Here is a 19,993-nt window from a genome sequence, read left to right as displayed (position 1 = left end):
CAGCTTCTGCAACACCTCAGCCAGCGACTTTCCTGCCGCCAACATCGCTTGCCCCTCCTGCAACAGCTTCACAATCTGCTCAGGCTTACGTCGTCGTCGCTTCGTCATCAAAGTCTCCTCGAACCAAAATCGGTCGGTTGACTCTCATAACATCTGGATCAGAAAATGGGGAGCACGCCATTTCGTGGAGCGGAAGCTGAGCATTAGAAGGCCAGAAAACCCCGCAATTCTGAGATGTACTTCCATAGAGAAGCTGTAAAAGCGGCTGTCGCACTCGTCCGAGTGGCTCATCAACGCTGAAAAGGACCGTCAATGACTCAAGAGAACTCACTGTCTCCGTTCCATCTGGCTTTTCCGGTTCGCAATCTCGCGGAATCCAGAAAGTTTTACGGAGAAGTTTTGGGGCTGCCAGAGGGACGCAGCGACACCACCTGGATCGACTTTGATCTCTACGGGCACCAAATCGTCGCTCACGAACGCCCACACCTGAACACTTCGACAGGGGACGAGAGGAACAGCCAGGTTGACGGGAAGGCTGTTCCGGTTCCGCACTTCGGTGTTGTGCTGGAGATGGATCAGTGGAAAGAACTCGCGGAACGACTCTCCGGCAAAGGAGTGGAGTTCATCATCGAACCGTACATTCGCTTCGAAGGACAAGTCGGCGAGCAAGCGACAATGTTTTTCCTCGATCCCTCCGGAAACGCCCTGGAGTTCAAAGCATTCCAGGATCGATCGATGTTGTTCGCCAAAGACTGATCGAAACCAGTCGCTTCAACAACTCGAAAGCGAACATGGCACTTTTCCAAGAGCGCTGACGGCTGTTTCAACTCCCGCCAGTGCTCTTAATAGACTCTCGTTGGCCCTACTCCGACTGAGCAGATGCAAGTTCGTTGCGTGCGAGCGAGAGTCGGTCAAACTGGCTTTCCAAGCCCTCAAGTCGCTTCTGAGAAGCCTCTGCTGCAGCTTTAGTACTCTGCAGCTTTGCGTTTTCTTCTTCGGTCAGTTCCGCAGCTTTTGCGAGAGTTGCCGCTTTCTCTTTGGCTGCATCTCGACTTGCGGTCTGTCCATCCGCTTTAGCCTTTAACTCGGCAAGTTGCGTCTTGGACTTCACGATCTGCTGCTGCACTTTCTGTTGAGCGGAGAGATTCGCCGCGTGTTGTTTCTCGAGATTGGCGACGTTCATTTTTGCTGTGGCCAATTTCTTCTGAGCCGCCTGAAACGCGGTTGTCACGACTTGAAGCTGTTCTGCCCCTTTTGAATACTGGCTTGCTGCTTGCTCGGCGACAATTTTGGCGAGCGTCACAGTTGCTTCCGCTGTTTTTGCGACCTCGCTTCGCTTCTCAAGAGAAGTGGCGACAGCTGGATCATTGGCTGCGGTCTCCTGAGCAGTGGGAGAAGCTGCCTGCGTAAGGATTTCAAATGTTTCAGTGGCTTTCTCGAACCCGCGTGCTGATGCCTCTTTGGCTGCTTTGAGTTGCTCTGTTTTGGCCGTCAGCTGTTCGAAGTTCGCCTGAATGGGTTTCAATTCGGCTTCAGAGGCTTGAAGCGACGTTTGAGCTTCGGCCAGTTGCTTTTGCGATTCATTCACTTGTGTGTTGGCTTTCGCCAGTTCCGCTTCCTGATTTTGGAGTTCATTCTTCGCGGCGGTCATCTGACTCGTTGTTTCCGCCAAAGCCTTCTCGGCTGTTTCGAGCTCTTTCGCGGCCTGTTGCGAGGCAGCCTGTCGTTGAGCAAAACCGGCAGTGAGCTTTGCGAGCGCTTCCGCGGCTTTCTGGTGTGCCTGGCGTGCTTCCGCTAATTGAGGTTCGAGAGAAGAAAGGTATTGCGAAACCGTCGGCGGATTTGTGTTGAGTGTGCCGAGAAGAGCACCATCGTCTGCGTTCCAGAATCGAATCTCCCCGGACCAGTCGCCAGCGATTGCCACTTTGCTGTCAGCGTCGAATGCGACTTCCATCCCGATATCTTTGAAGCCTCCGAAGTCTTTCAACTTCTTACCGTCGCCGTCCCAAAGTCGAGCCATTTTGTCTCGTCCAGTCGAAACGACCTGCCCTGTTCGAGTGTATTCGACCGAAAGTGCTCCGCCACCGTGAGCATTCCAAGACTTGATATTGGTTCCGTTTTGCATCTCCCAGAGTTTGATCGTTCCGTCTTCACTTGAAGATGCCAGGACGTTGCTGTCCGGTCTCCAGCTTACGTCGGTGATCGCCCCTCGATGGCCGTTCAGTTCATAGAAGATTCTTCCGGTATCGGCTTCCCAGATAACGAGACCGTTGCTGCGGTCACCGCTGGCGAGAAGGACTCCGTCCGGGCTGAATTCGATGGCTGTCACCCAGTCGGTGTGCTTCTTGTTTTCGTAAACAAGATCTCCGGTCGTGACCGAGTACACGCGAACCATCTTCTTCGGGCCACCGAGTGCAATGTACATCTGATCGGAACTGATGTCCGCAGCCAGAACTTCGTCGTATTCAGCACCCGCCTCGATTCTTCGCTCACCGGTTGCGACATCATAAACAACCACTTTTCCGGACTGGCCGCCCCGGCCTCCTCCGACCATCAGCAGAGATCCGTTCCGGCTGAACTTCATAATTTGTGGCTGGCCTTCGGGAAATGGAAGGACGCCGAGTGGTTCACGTGTCTGAGAATTGTGCAAGCTGACTTGTTGATGCCCAGAAACCGCGACAATCGGTGCCCAGGGACTTGTTGCCAGCGCGGTGACGGCATTCGTTGATAGTGGCGTGACAACCGGATCTCCGAAATATGATTGCGGCATCGCAACGTGTGCGGGACGCTCCGTCGACACTTCAATCCGCGCCAACGATTGGCGTTTTTTGATTTTCGCTTTACTGCCCGCATTTTCGAGGGCTCCCATGTCGATCCATTTTCGAATGACAGCCAATTCACTTTCTGGAAGTTTGTCGGCGTTGGGAGGCATTTTGGGGCTGTCTTCATGGTTCACGAGTAACCAGAGATAGCTGAATTCGGCACTGCCGGGATCGACCACTTCACCCGAGGAGCCACCTTCCATCACTCCTGCATACTGATCGAGAACAAGTCCCCCGCGACGATCGTTTGCGTTGTGGCATGATCCACATCGTGCCCGAAAGACCGGAAGCACATGGTCGTCGAAGGTGATTTTCTCGACGGGCTTCTCGTCACTTTTCGAGTCTTTCTCATCAGCCCTCACGTGCGAACATGTGAGGGTGACGAGTGTGGCGAAACACAACAGAGAAGTTCTCAATGAATGGATGTTCAACATAGTGATGGCTAGCCAGAGTAACGATCGTGTTGAGTGAAGTTACTGGTGTCGATATTCAACTGACGGCGTCAGTGTTCATGCAGTAATTGTCAGTGAAAATCTGAAGTCGATATCAGTCGACAATAGAAAACACATTTAGTACCGGCTTAGTGGTTGAAGAGGAACTCACGCGAGTTCAGCAATGCCCAATAGGCATCTTCAAGACCTTGCTGGACGTTCGTCCCCTCTGCGTAAAGAGGCGAAAGTGATTCCAGTTCCTCGGCTGTCGGTTTCCGACAGAGTGTGACGATATAAAGTCGTTCGATCACTTGTTCAGGAGACAGTCCCTGATCGAGGAGAGTTTTAATCTGGTTGCCCTGTCTCATTTTATTATTGACCGTATCGCCGTTTAACAGGTGAAGTGCCTGTGAGAGAGTTGGCTCCATTTTCACTTCGCAAGAACAAGCTGTTTCCCGCGTTGCACGCCCGAATGTTGTCAGGAAGTATGTGGAAGTTGCACCGTCTGCGATCTGGACAGCTCGTGCTCCCACTGGAAGCTTCGCGAAGTCATCTTTGGTGCCTGTCACATGACTGATGACGTCGAGCATCGATTCGGCTTTGATTCGACGAATGTTCTGATGTGCGAAGTTCAGCTCGTCGGTCATGTTGCTTTCATTTCGACGAGTCGTTCGCTGGTATGTGTTTGAGTTACAGATGTCGCGAATCAACTTTCGCATGTCGTAGTCGTAATCGGTCAAACGTTGCGCGAGTTCATCGAGCAATTCCGGGTTGCTGGCCGGATTCGAGATTCGAAAGTCGTCGATCGGTTCGACGATTCCAATTCCGAAGAAGTGATGCCAGATTCGGTTGGCAAAGTTCTTTGCGAAGAACGGATTTTCATTCGAAGCGAGCCAGTTCGCGACGACGACTCGCCGATCTTTCCCTTTGGTATCCGGAGATGGTCCGCCCAGGAATGTCGGCGTGGCATTCTGTCCCGTGACCGAGTGTTTGACCTCTCCTCCGCCGCGATTGAAGATGATCTGTTCTCGCTCGTCTTCTCCGCGTTTTCGTCCGACTTGCGAAAAGAATGCTGCGAAATCGTAATATTCATCCTGTGTCCATCGATCGAATGGATGGTTGTGGCACTGGGCACACTGAATCCGCATTCCCATGAAGATCTGCGCGACGTTCTCGGCAACCTTCAGCTGGTCACGTTCGATTTCGTAGAAGTTCGTCTGCGGAGTGGTGAAGGTTCCGCCACTTGATGAGAGAATTTCCCGAACCATTTCGTCCATCGGAACGTTGTTCGCGATTTGCTCAACGAGCCATTGGTAGTAAAGGAAGATTGATTTCTGAGAGACCTGGTTGCTCGATCGCATCATGAGCCACTCAGCCCACTTCGAGACCCACACTTCGGTGAATTCTTTTCGATCGAGAAGCTCGTCGATTTTCCGTGCGCGTTTGTCCGGTGACGAGTCCGCGAGAAAGGCAGTGTATTCTTCGTACGTCGGAGTCAGACCGATCAAGTCAATCGAGACACGTCTGAGAAACTCTTCATCGGAGCAGAGTTCGGAAGGATGCAGCCGCAGCTTCTTCAGCTTCTGGGCGACGAGAACGTCAATTTCGTTCGCGGGAGTTTCCGGTTGTTCTTCGTATTGCAAACCTTTGGGAAGCGACAGGAATTGAGATCCGACGGTGTGAACGTCGAATCGCGCCATCACAAATCCTTCTCCGCGTTCGCCCGCAGTGACAAGGCCGTGTTCGTCGACTGCGATTGCAGTTTCGTTGCTCGTTGTGAAGGCAGCGAGGCTGGTGACATCGCGAACGGTTCCGTCTGAATAGGTCGCGATGACAACGGTACGCTGTGATTCGCCAGTTCCATCGAGGACAGCTTGCTTCGGGTACATTTCAATCGAAGTACACGTGGCTTGGTCCTTGGGATCGGTTGGTGTGCCATTGGCGATCCACTCGACGATGGTCTGGCACATCTTGGATTCAAGATCGAATCGTTTTCCGCCGGTATGCGGAACGACACCGGCTCCTTTTTCCACCAACAGGCTCGCTTCTGGAATCGCCAGATTGACGCGACGTCCCGGTTGTTCGCGAGTGATTCGGAAGTGATCACCATCCGGATCATAACCAAAGAGAGAAAGGTTGAAGCCGTCTTTCCCGCGAGCGGCCCCATGACAGCTTCCGGTGTTACATCCGGACTTCGTCAGAACAGGCATCACGTCCAGCTTGAAGCTTACCGGGCGATCGTCGCTTGCGCGAGCAACTTTGACGGGAACGGTCACCGACTTCTCTCCGACGGAGACAGTCAGTTGTGTTTCGCCGTCGGCAGCGGGGCGGAAAACATTCTTCTCCTGTGAGACAAGAGAAGCATCTTCCATTTTCCATTCGGCCTGCTCGGTTAAGTCGGCCGTCAGTCCGTTGTCGTAATATCCCTGAACGACGACGGACTGGAAATCTCGTTTCGTCGTCAGTGAGACATCCTTCGGGAAGACTCGTAGTTCAACAAGGTTGCCGTCTGCGAGAACCAGGGAGTTGGTTGCCAGGCACAGAACGGGCAAGCAGATGATGCTCAGAAATACATTTCTCATGGATGATCGTCCGGTCGTGACTCCGTCAACGTGGTGGTCGTCTTGGATGGCAAAGGTGCAAGTCTAAGGAAGTACGAAAACGGTGGTCGGAATTACTCTCCTGCGTCCGCCTGAGCGGCTTCCGCTTGCTGTTTCTTCTGCAGGCGAAGCTGTTCCAGACGCGACAACGGTTTCTCCGCTGGAGGCGCTTTTGCGACTTTTGGAGCCGGTTTCGGAGAATCCTTTTTCGGTGGGAGAGGCTTGTCGACTCGAAGAACACCGGATCCCAGGTTGTGGAGGATCGTCGCTCCGTTTTCCGGAACCATGACGCGGCAGAAAACATTCTTGCTCATGCCGGGTGGAGTTTTCTCCGTTGTCTTAATCTGGAAGTTCAGCTCGGTTGTCTCTGCGGTCAATTCCATTTTCTCTGCAGAGGCATTGGCTGGCAGGCCGAGAAGTTCGACCGTCGCTGTCCCGGTGAAATCCTTCTGCTTGTTCACCTTCACTGGGAACGTAACTTCTTTCCCCCGTTCGACAGCGGACTGAACGAATTCAAGAGTCACATATTGTTCTTCGACACGCAGTGGAATGAACTCGGTGCACAACTCGATGGAGCCGTTCCCGACCCGGGCAATGCAACGCAACGAGATCATGGATTCACGCAGTGCCGCGTTCCCAGCTGCGTTGATGGGGATGGACGCTTCAGTTTTCCCCTTGGGGATTTTGACGGAACCGCTCGAATTGATTCCGGGCGGGTTTTGAAGCAGACGGACGCTGATGTCTTCGTCCCAGCCTTCTTCCTTCTCGCATTTCACAATGAGATTGAGCGAGCCCCCACGGACAATTGGAACGGCGGGAGTTTCTGCCCAGACTCGGAATGGAGCTTTCTGAGTGACCACAATTGGCAGCCGATTCATTCGCTCTTCCCAGACGCGATTGTTGTTCCGTCCTCGAACCATCAGGACGTCCTGATAAAGTGGTCCAGTGACAACTCGATCGGGCTGTTTGGGATCGTCGAGGAACGTTTCAATCGCTGAGAACTTCCCGGAGAGTGGAGCGTCCGAGTCTGCGAAGAAGACGACTGGCATCGATCCGCCGCCTCGCCAGCCTTCCGGGCATTCCAGTCGAACACCAGCTGGAAGATCGTCGCTGCGGAAATTGACTGCGCCTCCGATATCCCTACGCTGAACGTTCGCAACGATTCCCGATCCCGCTCCCTGAGGAATGATGATCTGGTGCTGGACGTATCTCGAGAATTCCGTCGGACTGGCCTGCAACGTTGGTTCGATCGGGCTGATTTCGATGCGGTAGGTGAAATCTTCCTGTCCGCGACGCAGGTGGTCATACACGCCGACGGAATACTCTCCGTCCTCAGGAGCTTTGAATCGAACGTAGCTGTCAGGGCCTCGGCTATCATCGTTTGAGACAACGCCTTTGCCGCTTTCCGTATTCACGACAGTCACAACTGGATCGAGACCGGAACGCAGTCGTCGAGCATGCACTTCGATATCGAACTGCTGGTTTTTCTTTGCGGTGAATTTGAAGTAGTCGATGTCCCCCGCTTCGGAGATCACTCCGTTGACCGCTCCGGGAGCAGAACACGCCGTCGCAGCTTTCCGGTCATTGTTGGGTTCTGCCTCGATTGTGTTCTCGATCGGGCTGAGACGAAACGGCTGCAGGGATGGGGCGAGGCCAAACTCATCGCGGACTTCGAGACCGAATCGCTCGATGTTTGGAACATCGGGGAGTGTGACGTCTTGCGTAATCGGACCGAGCGGGTCTCCCAAAAAGGTGACTGTCAACGTCTCTCCCGGTTTCCCGCCGGACGGAATGACCGACGTCGGACGCGGGAAGTTCCCGACACTTAACACATAATGTGCACGTCCATCTCCATTGTAAGACGAGTCACGAATCTGAATGACGTAGCGTCCGTCTCGAGGAGCAATTGCGGAGACGACAGCGTCGTTATGAACGAGTGGGGAGTCATCACTCACCGCGATTTCGAAGCGGTTTTCATCGATGATCGCGAGGTAGGGGTCGAAGTAATTCACTCCGGTCGACGATCCGATGCGTGTTCCGAAGACTTCCGCACTGATCCGCTGCCCCTGTTTTGCGTCGATCACATAATAGTCAACGTCTTCACGGTCGATGCGGCCGACGACACTGGAGTTAAACGGAAGTTCCTGCGGAGCCGAGAAGTCCGTATTCGGTTCTTTCTCGTTGTGTACTTCGAAAGGACTGACCACAAAGTTCTGAAGATCCGACAGCCCGGTGCGGGTACGGATTCGCATTCTTTGCGTTCCCAAACGGCAATCGTCGGCAACTCTGAGTTTGACGAGGACTTTCTTCGCTTTGTCTTTCTCTTCTTCCGGGTGCTCGAGCGAGAGGACTTCGAGTCCGTCATCATACAGAAGGAGTTCTTCGGCGTCCTCGAGGTTTGTTCCGCTCAACGTGATCGTCAATTCCTGCCCACGAGCTCCCGCTCTTGGGGTGACTGCGGTGAAACGCGGGGCAGCTGCGGATGCAACTTGGGAACAGAGGAGGAAAGCCAGTGAGCAGAGCATTCCGAGGCTGGCCAAGCGAGTTGTTCTCATTTGCTCATTCGCCTGAACTGCCTGAGGTCGATTTGCTTCGTTTTTCGTGTGCAAAGTCGCAAGCTCTGTCTGAGAAAATGCTCTAAGGCATCGCATAATTTCTCCTTGTGGACATCTGTCAACAGGGTGGGCGTTGTGTGTGGTCAATGAGTCGGATCGCGTCGACGCGCTTGAGGAATCAATGGACAACACGACGATGTCGAGTCGTTAACCACTCTCAAGTTCATTCCCTTCGCAGAGAAATCGGGCTAAGCCAGCAGGTCCTGAACAACTGAGCCGCCATCGACGATTTCAATCGGACGGTCACCAGGAGCCATCAATTCTTTATCTGCCACGATTCCAAGAGCGTGGTAGACAGTCGTGAACAGGTCTTCGACACTCACTTCGTTTTCTTCGGGTTCGCTCGCGGTCGCATTGGATGATCCGTAAACGTAACCACGTTTCATTCCGCCACCTGCGAGGGCGACGCTGAAGACTTTCGGCCAGTGATCCCGGCCAGCAGTGTTGTTGATCTTTGGAGTTCTTCCGAATTCGGAAGAAACCATCACGAGCGTTTCATCGAGAAGGCCGCGCTCGTCGAGGTCGTTGATCAGACGCGAGAACGCCTGATCGAAACTCGGCATCTGGCGACGGAAGCCTGCCACGATGTTGTCGTGATTATCCCATCCGCCGTAAGTGAGGTTCACCATGCGAACGCCTGCTTCAACGAGGCGTCGAGCGAGCAACATTCTCGCTCCGGCCTGATTGCGTCCGTATTCATCACGGAGCTTGGCGTCTTCTTTCTCAAGGTCGAACGCTTCGCGTGCCTCGGGAGAAGAGATGAGGTTGTAAGCCGATTCGTAGAACGAATCCATGGCGTTGATCTGATCCGAAGTCTCACGACTTTGGAAGTAGGCATTCACTGCTTCGAGAGCAGATCGTCGATTTGCGAAGCGGCTTTCGTCGACTCCATTCGGAAGGTTGAGGTCGCGAACTTTGAATCCGCCACTGGCGGGATCGCTTCCAAGTGAGAATGGAGCAAACGCTGAGCTCAAATAGCCACTGCCCGCATAGACGTTTGGCTGATTGGGAACACAAACGTATGGTGGCAGATTGTTGCGGCTTCCGTATTGTTGGCTGATCACAGATCCAATCGACGGAAACTGAAGGGCCGGACTTGGTCGATATCCGGTAAACATATTGTGAGTGCCGCGTTCGTGAGCGGCTTCACCGTGCGACATCGAACGGATCACGCACAATTTGTCAGCGATTTGTGCGGTTTTCTGCAGTGTTTCTCCGAAGAGAACGCCGTCCAGCTTCGTCTTAATGTTCCGCATTTCCCCACGATATTCGATGGGGGCATATGGTTTGGGGTCGAAGGATTCCTGTTGAGCAAGTCCACCGGGGAGGAAGATGTGGATGATCGATTTGGCTGTGCCTTCGAAGTTGTCGTAATCTTTGAGTTCGGCCTGAGCGCGACGCGCGAGGAGTTGGGGAAGAGTCAGTGATGTTCCGGCAAGCATGCCGAGTTGAAGAAAGCCGCGACGAGACAAGTGCTGGAAGTGAGCTGGGGCACAACCATGCCCCTTCTGTGAATGCTGCGATACGTTGGACATTAACCTCTGCTCCTTGTCCTCAGGGACTCAAGTTTAGGTAGGTGTGACAATTCCATTCCGGATGAAAAAGTGAATGCCATCATGCACGTTACTCTTTCACCGACGAACGATCCGTTTCGGGAATGAACTCGCAAATTCAGGTGGGCATAGTGAGATTCTTCATCAGAATCTCGGCGGGGGGGAGAAGTCAACTCATCAGGTTCGTTGACCCTTAAAGAGAGTGCTTCACATTTTCCATGAGCGCTCAGCTTCTCTCTGAAGTTTACCGTAAGTGAGAGAATTTCAATAGTCAATCGAAAATCACTCACTTTACCGAGTCGTTTCCAGCATCCGCAGTATCGTTTTTAACGTTACAACCAGAAAAGCACTTTCAGTTGACGCTGATTGCCCGGTTTGTGACGAGGGGATCTCCCCTGTGTGTCGGATTTTTTCAACACCTCTAACGATTCCGGAATTCCTGACCGCGAGTGTGAGCTAGGTTTCGCCAAGTAATGTCCATCTGCCGAAATCCCGCGCGGGTTTCGTGCAAAGAGATTCAATGGAGAGCGATGCATGGCTTCCCCGCCAATATCGAGACTGAAACGCGAGACATCTCAAGACGATTTCGAGAATCTCAAGCGGCTGATTCACGGTCGACTCGTTGACAAACTCGACCTGAATAAATTGGGCGAACTCAAAGGGGATACTCTTCGTCGTGAGATTCGACTGGTCGTGGAACATCTCTGCGACACCGAAAACCCACTGCTCAATCGTTCGGAACGAGAACGCCTCATCGAGGAAGTTCTTGACGAAACATTCGGATTCGGTCCACTCGAGATCCTCATGAAAGAGGAAGGCGTGGCCGACATCATGATCAACGGGCCGAAGCACGTCTTCATCGAGAAGAACGGACGAATTCAACGATCGCCGGTGACATTTCGCGACAACGACCACCTGCTTCAAATTCTCGACCGAATTGTTTCCCGCGTCGGACGTCGAATCGACGAAACGTCACCAATGTGTGATGCTCGACTTCCGGATGGGTCACGTTTGAATGCGATCATCCCGCCGCTGGCGCTCGATGGGCCTTCGCTGACCATTCGAAAGTTTGGTTCAAAGCCACTCGCGCTGGAAGACCTTCTGAACTTTGGAGCATTCACTCCTGAGATGGTGATGCTCATGGAGGGAGCGATTAAGGCTCGCCTCAACATCATCATTAGTGGTGGTACTGGTTCCGGAAAAACGACGCTACTCAATACATTATCGAGCTTTATTCAAGGTGATCAGCGAGTCATCACCATTGAAGATGCTGCGGAACTTCAACTTCAGCAAGAGCATGTTCTGCGCCTGGAAACACGCCCGCCAAACATTGAGGGCAAAGGCAAGATTTCCGCGACAGATCTTGTGAAGAACGCCCTGCGTATGCGACCCGACCGAATCATCATCGGGGAATGTCGTGGACCGGAAACGCTCGACATGCTCCAGGCGATGAATACGGGGCACGAAGGTTCAATGACCACCGTGCATGCCAACAATCCACGCGATGCGGTTTCTCGTATTGAAACAATGGTCACGATGGGAGGAACGGAACTTCCTCTCAAAGCGATTCGACATCAGTTCTCTTCAGCGGTCGACCTCATCATTCAGGCCAGTCGTCTGCAAGGTGGTCCGAGAAAGCTGACTTATGTCACCGAGGTCCTGAACATGGAACAGGACACCATCATCATGCAGGACATTTTCCGCTTCATGCAAGACGGAATCGATTCAGACGGACGGTCATTCGGCCACTTCGAATCAACAGGTGTTCGTCCGGCGTTCATGGATCGACTCGAAGCTGCAGGTGTCAGACTCCCTGCCAACCTGTTTGCAGCCCGACGATTGGGATCTTAACGGACCTGTCAACGACGGCATTCGCCACCACTTCACACCATCACTGAATTCAATTCGATTGAATAAATGGGGTTCACCCAATGAATTTCGAAACCTTTCTTCCGTTTACGGTCGACCCGATGACCGCATCCGTGATCGCCTTCATCGGGGTCTTTGGTGCGATCATTTCTGCGATGTTGCTCATGCAAGGCAACAGCAGTAAAGACATTGAAGACCGCCTCGACGTGCTGGCCGGGAAGAAGCGGGCCAAGTCCGATGGCCCGCAAGTCACCCGTGATGCACTTGTGAAGGAAGGGATGGAGGGAATCTCCGGCGCCGCGAATCGGTTCATGGAGCGATTCCTCAACATTCGGCTCCTGTTCGTTCAAGCAGACGTTCGGATGAAGCCCGAAGTCTTTCTGATGATTGTTCTGGCGTGTGGCGGGATTGGACTCGGAGCAGGATATCTGTCACGGATTCCCCTGCCGACTTATCCACTGGTGTTTCTCGTCAGTGCAATGCTTCCGTTTGGGTGGCTGTTGTTCAAGCGAAGCCGCCGCTTCAAGAAATTCTCAAAGCAACTCCCGGACGCAATGGAACTCGTTGCACGTGCGTTGCGTTCAGGACACAGTTTGTCCGCCGCAATGAAAGTTGTGGTTGACGAACTTCCGGATCCGATTTCCAAAGAATTCAACATTGCCTACGAGGAACAGAATCTTGGTGTGCCGGTTGAGGAATCTCTCGCTCACCTTTATATCCGCGTTCCGAATATGGATTACAAGTTCTTCGCGATGGCGGTTTCCATCCAACGTCAATCGGGTGGTGACCTTGCTGAGATCCTCGACAAAATTGGTCGAATCATTCGCGATCGATTCCGAATTCTCGGACAGGTTCAGGCTCTGACCGGGGAAGGCCGAATCAGTGGAATCGTGCTGATGGCATTGCCGATCGCACTCTTCTTCGCTGTTTGGAAGTTGAATCCTGAGTACGTCATGCTTTTGTTCACTGACGAACTGGGGCGAAAAATGGTCGCAGTGGCGGTTGTTCTTCAAATTCTCGGGGCGGTCGTCATCAAGAAGATTATTTCGATCAAAGTCTGATTCTTACGTCATCACAAAACCCTCCTTGCGATTCGGTCGATTGCGACCTTGTATAGTGACTTCTGGAGTCTTCCATGGAAATGACCACATTCATTCCTTACGCGGTATTCGCTGCGGTGATGCTCGGGATCTGGGCAATTGTCTCCGCTTTCTCGAAGAGTGATTCGCGCGTCGCGGAACGCCTGGAAGAACTGAAAGAAGGAAAGAAACGCCGCGCCGATGGTGACAGCATCAAGGAAAGCGGTGTCAGCAACGCCTTCAAGAAAGCGGCCCCTGCCCTTTCGCGCGTTGTTCAGCCGAAAACGGATCTCGAACAAAACAATCTGAAGGTGAAACTGGCCAATGCCGGTTTCTCCTCACCGAATGCTCCAACGCTTTATCTTGCCATCAAAGTCGCCTGCCTGGCTCTCGGGATCTTCTTGGGAGGTGGTCTGGGCTTCCTGACGATGGGATTGTCGACCGACGCGATGCTGGTCCTCATTGGATGCGGAGGACTGGGGCTTTTCCTTCCCGGCGTCTTCCTGACTCTTCTGGCCTACTCCCGAAAGCAGAAAATCTTCCTGAGCCTTCCGGATGCTTTGGACCTTCTCGTTGTTTGTGTGGAAGCAGGACTCGGTCTAGATGCTGCGATGAGACGTGTGGCTGAAGAACTCGGAGATGCTTCTCCTGAAATTTGTACAGAGTTCAACCACTGCAACAAACAACTTCAGCTGGGACGAAATCGACGCGAAGTGCTTCATGACCTCGGCATTCGAACAGGAGTCGACGACGTCAAAGCCCTCGCCGCGATTCTGATTCAAGCGGACAAATTCGGTTCTTCGATTGCACAGGCACTGCGTGTGCAATCAGACAGTATGCGAGTGAAGCGAAGTCAACTTGCCGAGGAAAAAGCGGCAGCGACAGCTGTGAAAATGATCTTCCCGCTCGTGCTGTTCATTTTTCCGGGGATCTTCGTGGTTCTCGTCGGCCCGGCAGCCATCATGATGATTCGAGAACTGCTCACACAGTAGTACGTTTTCGAAACGCCCTTTGGCATCCTTTCGAATGAGAGAATCGCATGCGGGATGGATCGCGTGTCGGCGGATCCCAACGGACTGCTTCTCCCGACATCCCATCAGTCATAATTGATCTTGAATGTCGAACCTCCGCGGCCATGCTTCAGTTCACCTCGGCTGAAGCATGGCTCACCTCTTTGCGCAATTGGATAACTCGCCCAACAATTGCCTGATTGTCAAAGCCTGTTATTCTTTCTGGACGCACAAGTATGTTCCAGGTGGGAAAAAATTCGATCAGCCACCGCGTGATGTCGAGTGATTCGTTTGATTCTGCTCGAATTGCGGTCATCTTGGAATTGAAAATCACGAATTGGTTCCGCGAGCAACTCGCACGATGAGCCAGCGATACCGTCGTTCGTGATTTCTGGGATGTATCTGTTATTGTGCGACGTTGATTTTGATAAACTGCCATGCTGATGATGAGTTCTGCGCTTGGAACGCATCAGACGTTCAATATGTCTATCTGAAAATAGTGGTTCAGTTGCAAGTCGTGGCATCGGGAGAGAACAGGAAACTGTGATGAATCGGAATTTGCTGATTGTTGCGCTGGTCGGTTTGATCAGCTCGACCCTGACATCTCCAATTTTTGCTCAGTCCGGGCGTGAATTAAACTGGGCTGAGAAAATGCTTTCGGATCTCAAAGTCGACTTCGGGACCGTAGCACGCGGAGCAGAAACGCGTCATATCATCGAAGTCACCAATCTCTACGAAGAAGACGTTTACATCGTCGATGTCGGAACAACTTGCGGCTGCACAGCTGCGAAACCCAATAAATCGCTGCTGAAGACACGCGACGTGGCGGAAATTGACGTCGAAATGGACACGGTCAAGTTCATGCACCGCAAAGACTCAAACGTCGATATCACACTTGAATTTCGGGGAGCGAAAGGGACCGCGTCGAAGACAGTTCGCGTTCCGATCACAGCTTACATCCGTTCCGATGTCGTCTTAACTCCAGGAAATGCGGACTTTGGAGCGGTTGACTATCAGCTCGGAGCAGAACGAAAAGTCAAAGTCGCGTATGCCGGACGCAGCGACTGGGCGATCAAGGACGTCAAAGTTGATGACGAAAACCTGAAAGTCCAATTGAACGAAACGGTCCGTTCGGGCGGACGGGTCGAGTACGAACTCACCATTCAGCTGGACAAGTCCGCTCCGCTTGGAGATTTCCAGGACCGCATCCTGCTAATCACTGACGACAAAAGCTCGCCGGAAGTTCCGCTGCTGGTTTCGGGACGCGTTTCCCCAGACATTGAAATCGTCCCCAGCCACTTTGATTTGGGAAGTCTCACTCCTGGGCAGACAAAACCCTTCAATGTTGTGGTGAAAGGTCGTCGTCCGTTCGTTATTGAGAGTATCGAGTGTGATGGACATCCTGACTGCTTCGAAATCAAACCGGTCACCGATACTCCCAAAACCGTGCATGTCGTCCCGTTCCGTGTGAAAGTCCCGGATGAACCCGGAAACTTCGCGGAAACATTCACTGTCAACGTTGTTGGACGAGAACTCCCATTGACCTTCGAAGCTGATGGAGTCATTCAAAGCGGAAGTTGAACCAATCGTGAAGCCGACGTGCCTCTCACAAAAATCTGCGTTCGACAATCAGATCATTTTCATGACGCTTTCCCTGCACTTTTGTAAGCAGGGAAAGCGTTTTTCGTTGAGAGCATTTTTGAATTTGGTTTGCCCCACCCGCACGAGTAAACTCAACATTCTGTCTGCCGAAACAGGCCAAGCGAGTGCACGGGAAAGAGTAACTTGCTTTAAGTCTGGACTGGTTCTCGATTCGCAAGTGTTCTGCTCAATTCAGCAGTCACCAACTGAACTTGTTCAATCCCAATTCGCATCAAAAAACGCGAGCTTCGGCCGTAACTCTTGGATCCGCAAACAAAGAAATTCGGTTCCGGAGAACGTAAAACGTCGATGCCGTGTGATGCCTGTGCGAGACAGTCGGCTGACGTTTCTCCCATGAGTGCAGCGGCCAGTTTCATCGGTCCGAGCGATGCATAGCATTCGTGAACCTGAAGTTCCTTGTACAGCGATCGATCCGGTTGGTAGCCAACGTTTCCGAGAATTGCGTCGACTTCGATCACAGTTCTTTCATGGTTTTCAGCATTCGAAAGAACGACCGACAGCGGCAAGTTGACACCGTTTTGAATTTCCTCGACGACATATCCCGGCATCCATGTCACCGGACCGTTGTCCGCGTCGGCAAGCTTATTCGCATTCACAGCGAGCGAATCTCGACCGACCAATGAGTCATTGGCGATCCTCGGAACAGGAACCGAACAACGGCGACGAGTTACCCACACAATCTGCGTCTGAGGATTGGTTTTCGCCAACTCTGACAGGTTGACGACATTCGTCGCTGCGGTATATCCGCCACCGATGACGAGCGTCTTCCGGTCTTGATACTCGGCGCGGTCGGCTCCCTGGATATCAGGGATGTCGTAACGAATCCGCTCGGGGAAATTTTGTTCTCCTACGCACGGAATGCCTCCATTTCCGATCCAGTTGTGATTTCCGAAGGAGCCGGTGCAGTCGATGACCGCATCCGCCAATACGGTCGACTCGCCACTTTCCGCTTTGACAAACAAGCGAAACGGCACCGCTTGTCGCTGACTGTTTCCGATCAAATCTGACTTGAGAAGACCATCGCGACTGACGTACATGACCTCTGAGTCTGCTTCGATCCGCCCGAATCGTTTTAGCGTCTCGGCGAGTGGGGCCAGCGCTTGTTCAACAAACTCGCGGCCTGTCAGAAGAGAACCTTCTGACGGAACGGTTTGCCCACTTTCGCTGAGTAGGCGACACGCGTCCTGAGAGAAATTCATCGAAAACGGGCTGAAGAGTTGAACGTGCCCCCACTTCTGGATGTTGTCGGCAATCGTCCCTCGTTCGAAGAGAACAAAGTCCAGCCCGGCCAGCGCGCAGGCCACGGCAGCTTCCAGCCCCACAGGACCGCCGCCAAGAATCGCTACCGGCAGTTGTTTTCCTGATTCCATCAAAACCTCCTGGTCGTCGCGAGCAATCTGCCCTTCATCACACACGTTCTTGCGCAGATTGCTTTAATTACTTGCACTCAATTGCGGCAACTGGAATCCGGCAATCGGTGTGCATCCATTCAGGAAACTCGGATGGCTTCGTCCGAAATGCCATTCGAACTCACCATCCGCACTTTCACAGACAGTATTCCTGAGAACTATGTTCTTTCAGTGAAACACTTTACTCTCTTGTGTTTTCATGCAAAGTGGTCTGGATTTCTTTTCATCGAAAATGATATTCTCGGCCAGATCGTAAAGTTCTGAGACGGGCCAGGTTTCGCTCGCGGGCCAAGGAATCATCGAAGGAGTTGATGATGCGGAGTTTAACTGGATGGATGCTGCTGTTCGCGATGCTCGCATTCGCAGGTTGCGGCGACAGCAAAGCACCTGAACAGGCGAATGATCCAGAACGTTCCTGGGACGCCGAAACTCCAGTCGCCGCTGCCCCGAAATCGGACACCTCTTCCGAGTATTTGAGTTCTGGGCAAAGTCTACAAGTCGGCGAACGGTTTCCACTCCGCAAGCGAGTTGAGCAGGAACTGCTGCAGGATTCTCTCTCGGGACCGGCTCAACAAGTCGTAAGCAATCTCGATGTACGGTTCGTTTTTACAGTCGAAGACCGGGTCGATTCGCGAACGAAGCTTCGGGTCGATTACGACCGAATCCTCTTCAGTCAACGCGTTGGGGATGATGCTGTCGATTTCGATTCGGATCAGCCCCCCGAAGAATTGACACCGACATTGCAGGCGTTTCTGAACATGAGTCAGTCTGGGTTTACCTGCTGGCTGGATGAAGACTTGCGATTTATCTCCGTGGAACAGTTCGACCAATTCGTCGAATCGGTGCTGCAGGGAATTCCCGAAGAGTTTCACGCCGATGTCGTTCTGGAAGTGGAAACAGCTTCCGGAGATGCCGGGCTGGCTGATTTCATCGGAGAGGCGATCGGCCAACTTCCGCAGAACCCACGATACCGCGCCGGGGATCAATGGGAACGTTCCTACACGCTGACTCGGCCGATTCCAATGCATTCACTCAACGTCTACACGTTGAAGAGAATTGATTCGGGCGTCGCATTTGTCGACATCCGCGGAAAAGTTACCCCGTCAACCACGCCAGTCGCAGTTGATGAAGAAACCGGCGTGCGGATCACGGTGACCGGTGGCGAAACGGTCGGGAGTTCGGAAATTGATACCGATAACGGGCTGCCTCGTCGCAGTGAGACACTTCAGAAAATCGATATGGTTGTCACTCTGGAGGGAGCCCTTCAGTTCAATCAGCGAAAGAGCATTCGTACACGGGTCGAAGCCTTTCGCGAAATGAACGACACTCATCCTCCGGTTCAAATTGGAGAATCGAATCCGCTGCGCGACGTGAATCCCAAAGTCAGCGCTCATCCTCTCTCGACGATTGCCGAGTAAGCTCTCGCTGAATTCGCTCAGCAATCAGACATTCGCTATTCTACGAGCACCTTTGATTTCTAGAGCATCTTTTGTTTTGGTGTGCACTCACTCGCACGAGCAAACTCAGCTTTTTACCTTACGCAAGAGTTCAAGCGAGTGCACAGGAAAGACAACTTGCTCTTGTTTGCGGCGATTCACACGAACGAACGCTGCAATCAATGAGAAATACGAGGTTCGGCGAGTGTAGAGAAGCAATGAAAATGGTCGACGAAACGTTCATCGCCGAGATTCCCTGAAGTCGTCCCGCGAACGTGGTGCCAATGGGGATCGAGCGTGTTGCTCTTGCTTGTGCGAATTCGTGGGAACGTTTTGAAAAATGATCTGGAGTTGATCCCGAAGTCTGAAAACTGGAACTGTTTTGAAACATTCCATGAGTCAGAAACGGTTTTCGGGCCAGGCCCAGTACGGCGTGTGGGATTGATTGTCGAATGCGACAACTCGTGGTTATCTTCGTTCTGCTCCTGGGGATTACGATCTTCGGGACGATCGGTATTCACACCCTCTCCGATTCGACATGGCTGGAAGCGGCCTATCTGGCAGTGATCACTCTGACAACTGTCGGGTCTCGCGATGTTCCGCGGACTCCCGAAGGGATGGTCTTCATCATCATCTATATGATGGTTGGGATCGGAATCTTCACCTACAGTGCGTTTCAGCTCGGACAGATCATTGTTAACGCAGACATCCGCACGCTCCTTGAGAAGAGAAGAATGCATCACCAACTCGAAGCCTTGAATGATCATTTCATCGTGTGTGGGCTGGGACGGATGGGAACCGCCATTGCCGAGCATCTTGAAGAGAAAAGAAAGCCGTTCGTCGTCATCGATCGCGATTTGCAGCGTCTCGAGGAAATCTGCAAGGCGTCACGCTGGCTTTACGTGCACGGAGATGCCACGGACGATTCCGTCCTTCAGGAAGCCGGAGTTTCTCGCGCGACCTCAATGGCAACGGTACTCCCGACAGATGCCGACAATGTCTATGTCGTCTTGTCGGCCCGACTCCTGTGCAGTTCGATTCAAATCGTTGCACGAGCAAGCGAAGAGGGAGCGGTTCTAAAGCTTCAGCGGGCTGGGGCGACTCGCGTGATCAGTCCCTTCAGCAGCGGAGCGTTGAAGATGGCCCGATTCATGCTGAGCCCGAGCATTGAAGACTTTCTCGAAGTCACCCACGGATCGGAGAACGATCTCGAACTCGCCGAGGTGCAAATTCGCGAAGACAGCCCGTACATCGATCGACGACTCTCCGAGACCGATCTACGCGAAAAAGGAATCATGGTGATCGGAATCCGACGCCAGTCGGGGCAGCATATCATCGCTCCCGAAGGAACGGTGAAAATTGAGCAAGGCGACAGCTTGTTTGCCTTCGGCACTCAAATCGCCATGACCGCGTTGGCGAGTCAGGCTGAGTAGAGCAAATGCAATTGCTTTCGAGGCTTAGACCGCGAAGTCTTAAGCAATCCTCCCTGATGCCGGCGAGGAGAATC

Annotated in this window: 12 protein-coding genes; 7 read left to right on the top strand and 5 right to left on the bottom strand. The window is 52.8% G+C overall.

Translation table 11 applies throughout. The features are described 5' to 3' along the window. The first annotated feature begins 312 nt into the window (after positions 1-312). Positions 313-756, top strand: a complete 444-nt coding sequence (locus KOR42_RS07695) for a VOC family protein (protein ID WP_146508513.1) — start codon at positions 313-315, stop codon at positions 754-756. Positions 757-862: 106 nt separating this feature from the next. Here the strand turns inward: KOR42_RS07695 and KOR42_RS07690 are convergent, their stop codons facing one another. The 4 genes from KOR42_RS07690 to KOR42_RS07675 form a co-directional block, all read right to left on the bottom strand. Further along, entirely contained in the window at positions 863-3,184 is a 2,322-nt protein-coding gene (locus KOR42_RS07690) for a WD40 domain-containing protein (RefSeq protein WP_231740762.1), read from the bottom strand. Positions 3,185-3,402: 218 nt separating this feature from the next. Next, complete coding sequence (locus tag KOR42_RS07685) at positions 3,403-5,835, bottom strand: DUF1549 and DUF1553 domain-containing protein (RefSeq protein ID WP_146508510.1); 2,433 nt, start codon at positions 5,833-5,835, stop codon at positions 3,403-3,405. A 92-nt stretch (positions 5,836-5,927) separates the two neighbouring features. After that, positions 5,928-8,408 carry a PPC domain-containing protein gene (locus KOR42_RS07680; RefSeq protein WP_197440958.1) on the bottom strand — a complete coding sequence of 827 codons (2,481 nt, stop codon included), beginning with the start codon at positions 8,406-8,408 and terminating at the stop codon, positions 5,928-5,930. Positions 8,409-8,656: 248 nt separating this feature from the next. Then, a complete protein-coding gene (locus tag KOR42_RS07675; protein WP_390620870.1) occupies positions 8,657-9,910 on the bottom strand; it encodes a DUF1501 domain-containing protein in 1,254 nt (417 codons plus the stop codon). Positions 9,911-10,555: 645 nt separating this feature from the next. On the opposite strand from KOR42_RS07675, the gene KOR42_RS07670 reads away from it, so the two are divergent. From KOR42_RS07670 to KOR42_RS07655, 4 genes are all read left to right on the top strand, one after another. Then, positions 10,556-11,872 (top strand): CpaF family protein, encoded by a 1,317-nt coding sequence (locus tag KOR42_RS07670; protein WP_146508504.1) that lies wholly within the window; start codon positions 10,556-10,558, stop codon positions 11,870-11,872. Between the two features lie 80 nt (positions 11,873-11,952). Further along, positions 11,953-12,951 carry a type II secretion system F family protein gene (locus KOR42_RS07665; protein WP_197440957.1) on the top strand — a complete coding sequence of 333 codons (999 nt, stop codon included), beginning with the start codon at positions 11,953-11,955 and terminating at the stop codon, positions 12,949-12,951. A 74-nt stretch (positions 12,952-13,025) separates the two neighbouring features. Further along, on the top strand, positions 13,026-13,961 hold the full coding sequence (locus KOR42_RS07660) for a type II secretion system F family protein (protein WP_146508502.1): 936 nt from the start codon (positions 13,026-13,028) through the stop codon (positions 13,959-13,961). 564 nt (positions 13,962-14,525) lie between these two features. Then, positions 14,526-15,560 carry a DUF1573 domain-containing protein gene (locus KOR42_RS07655; RefSeq protein WP_146508500.1) on the top strand — a complete coding sequence of 345 codons (1,035 nt, stop codon included), beginning with the start codon at positions 14,526-14,528 and terminating at the stop codon, positions 15,558-15,560. Between the two features lie 209 nt (positions 15,561-15,769). Here the strand turns inward: KOR42_RS07655 and KOR42_RS07650 are convergent, their stop codons facing one another. Beyond that, entirely contained in the window at positions 15,770-17,011 is a 1,242-nt protein-coding gene (locus KOR42_RS07650) for an NAD(P)/FAD-dependent oxidoreductase (RefSeq protein ID WP_146508498.1), read from the bottom strand. 350 nt (positions 17,012-17,361) lie between these two features. Between KOR42_RS07650 and KOR42_RS07645 the strand changes: the two genes are divergently transcribed. Continuing rightward, on the top strand, positions 17,362-18,468 hold the full coding sequence (locus tag KOR42_RS07645) for a DUF6263 family protein (RefSeq protein ID WP_231740760.1): 1,107 nt from the start codon (positions 17,362-17,364) through the stop codon (positions 18,466-18,468). Positions 18,469-18,938: 470 nt separating this feature from the next. After that, on the top strand, positions 18,939-19,919 hold the full coding sequence (locus tag KOR42_RS07640; protein ID WP_146508494.1) for a potassium channel family protein: 981 nt from the start codon (positions 18,939-18,941) through the stop codon (positions 19,917-19,919). Positions 19,920-19,993: the final 74 nt, after the last annotated feature.

It is taken from the genome of Thalassoglobus neptunius, assembly GCF_007859735.1.
Lineage (GTDB): Bacteria > Planctomycetota > Planctomycetia > Planctomycetales > Planctomycetaceae > Thalassoglobus > Thalassoglobus neptunius.
Note: the sequence above shows the minus strand (reverse complement) of the source record. Positions and strands in the feature narration are given on the sequence as shown.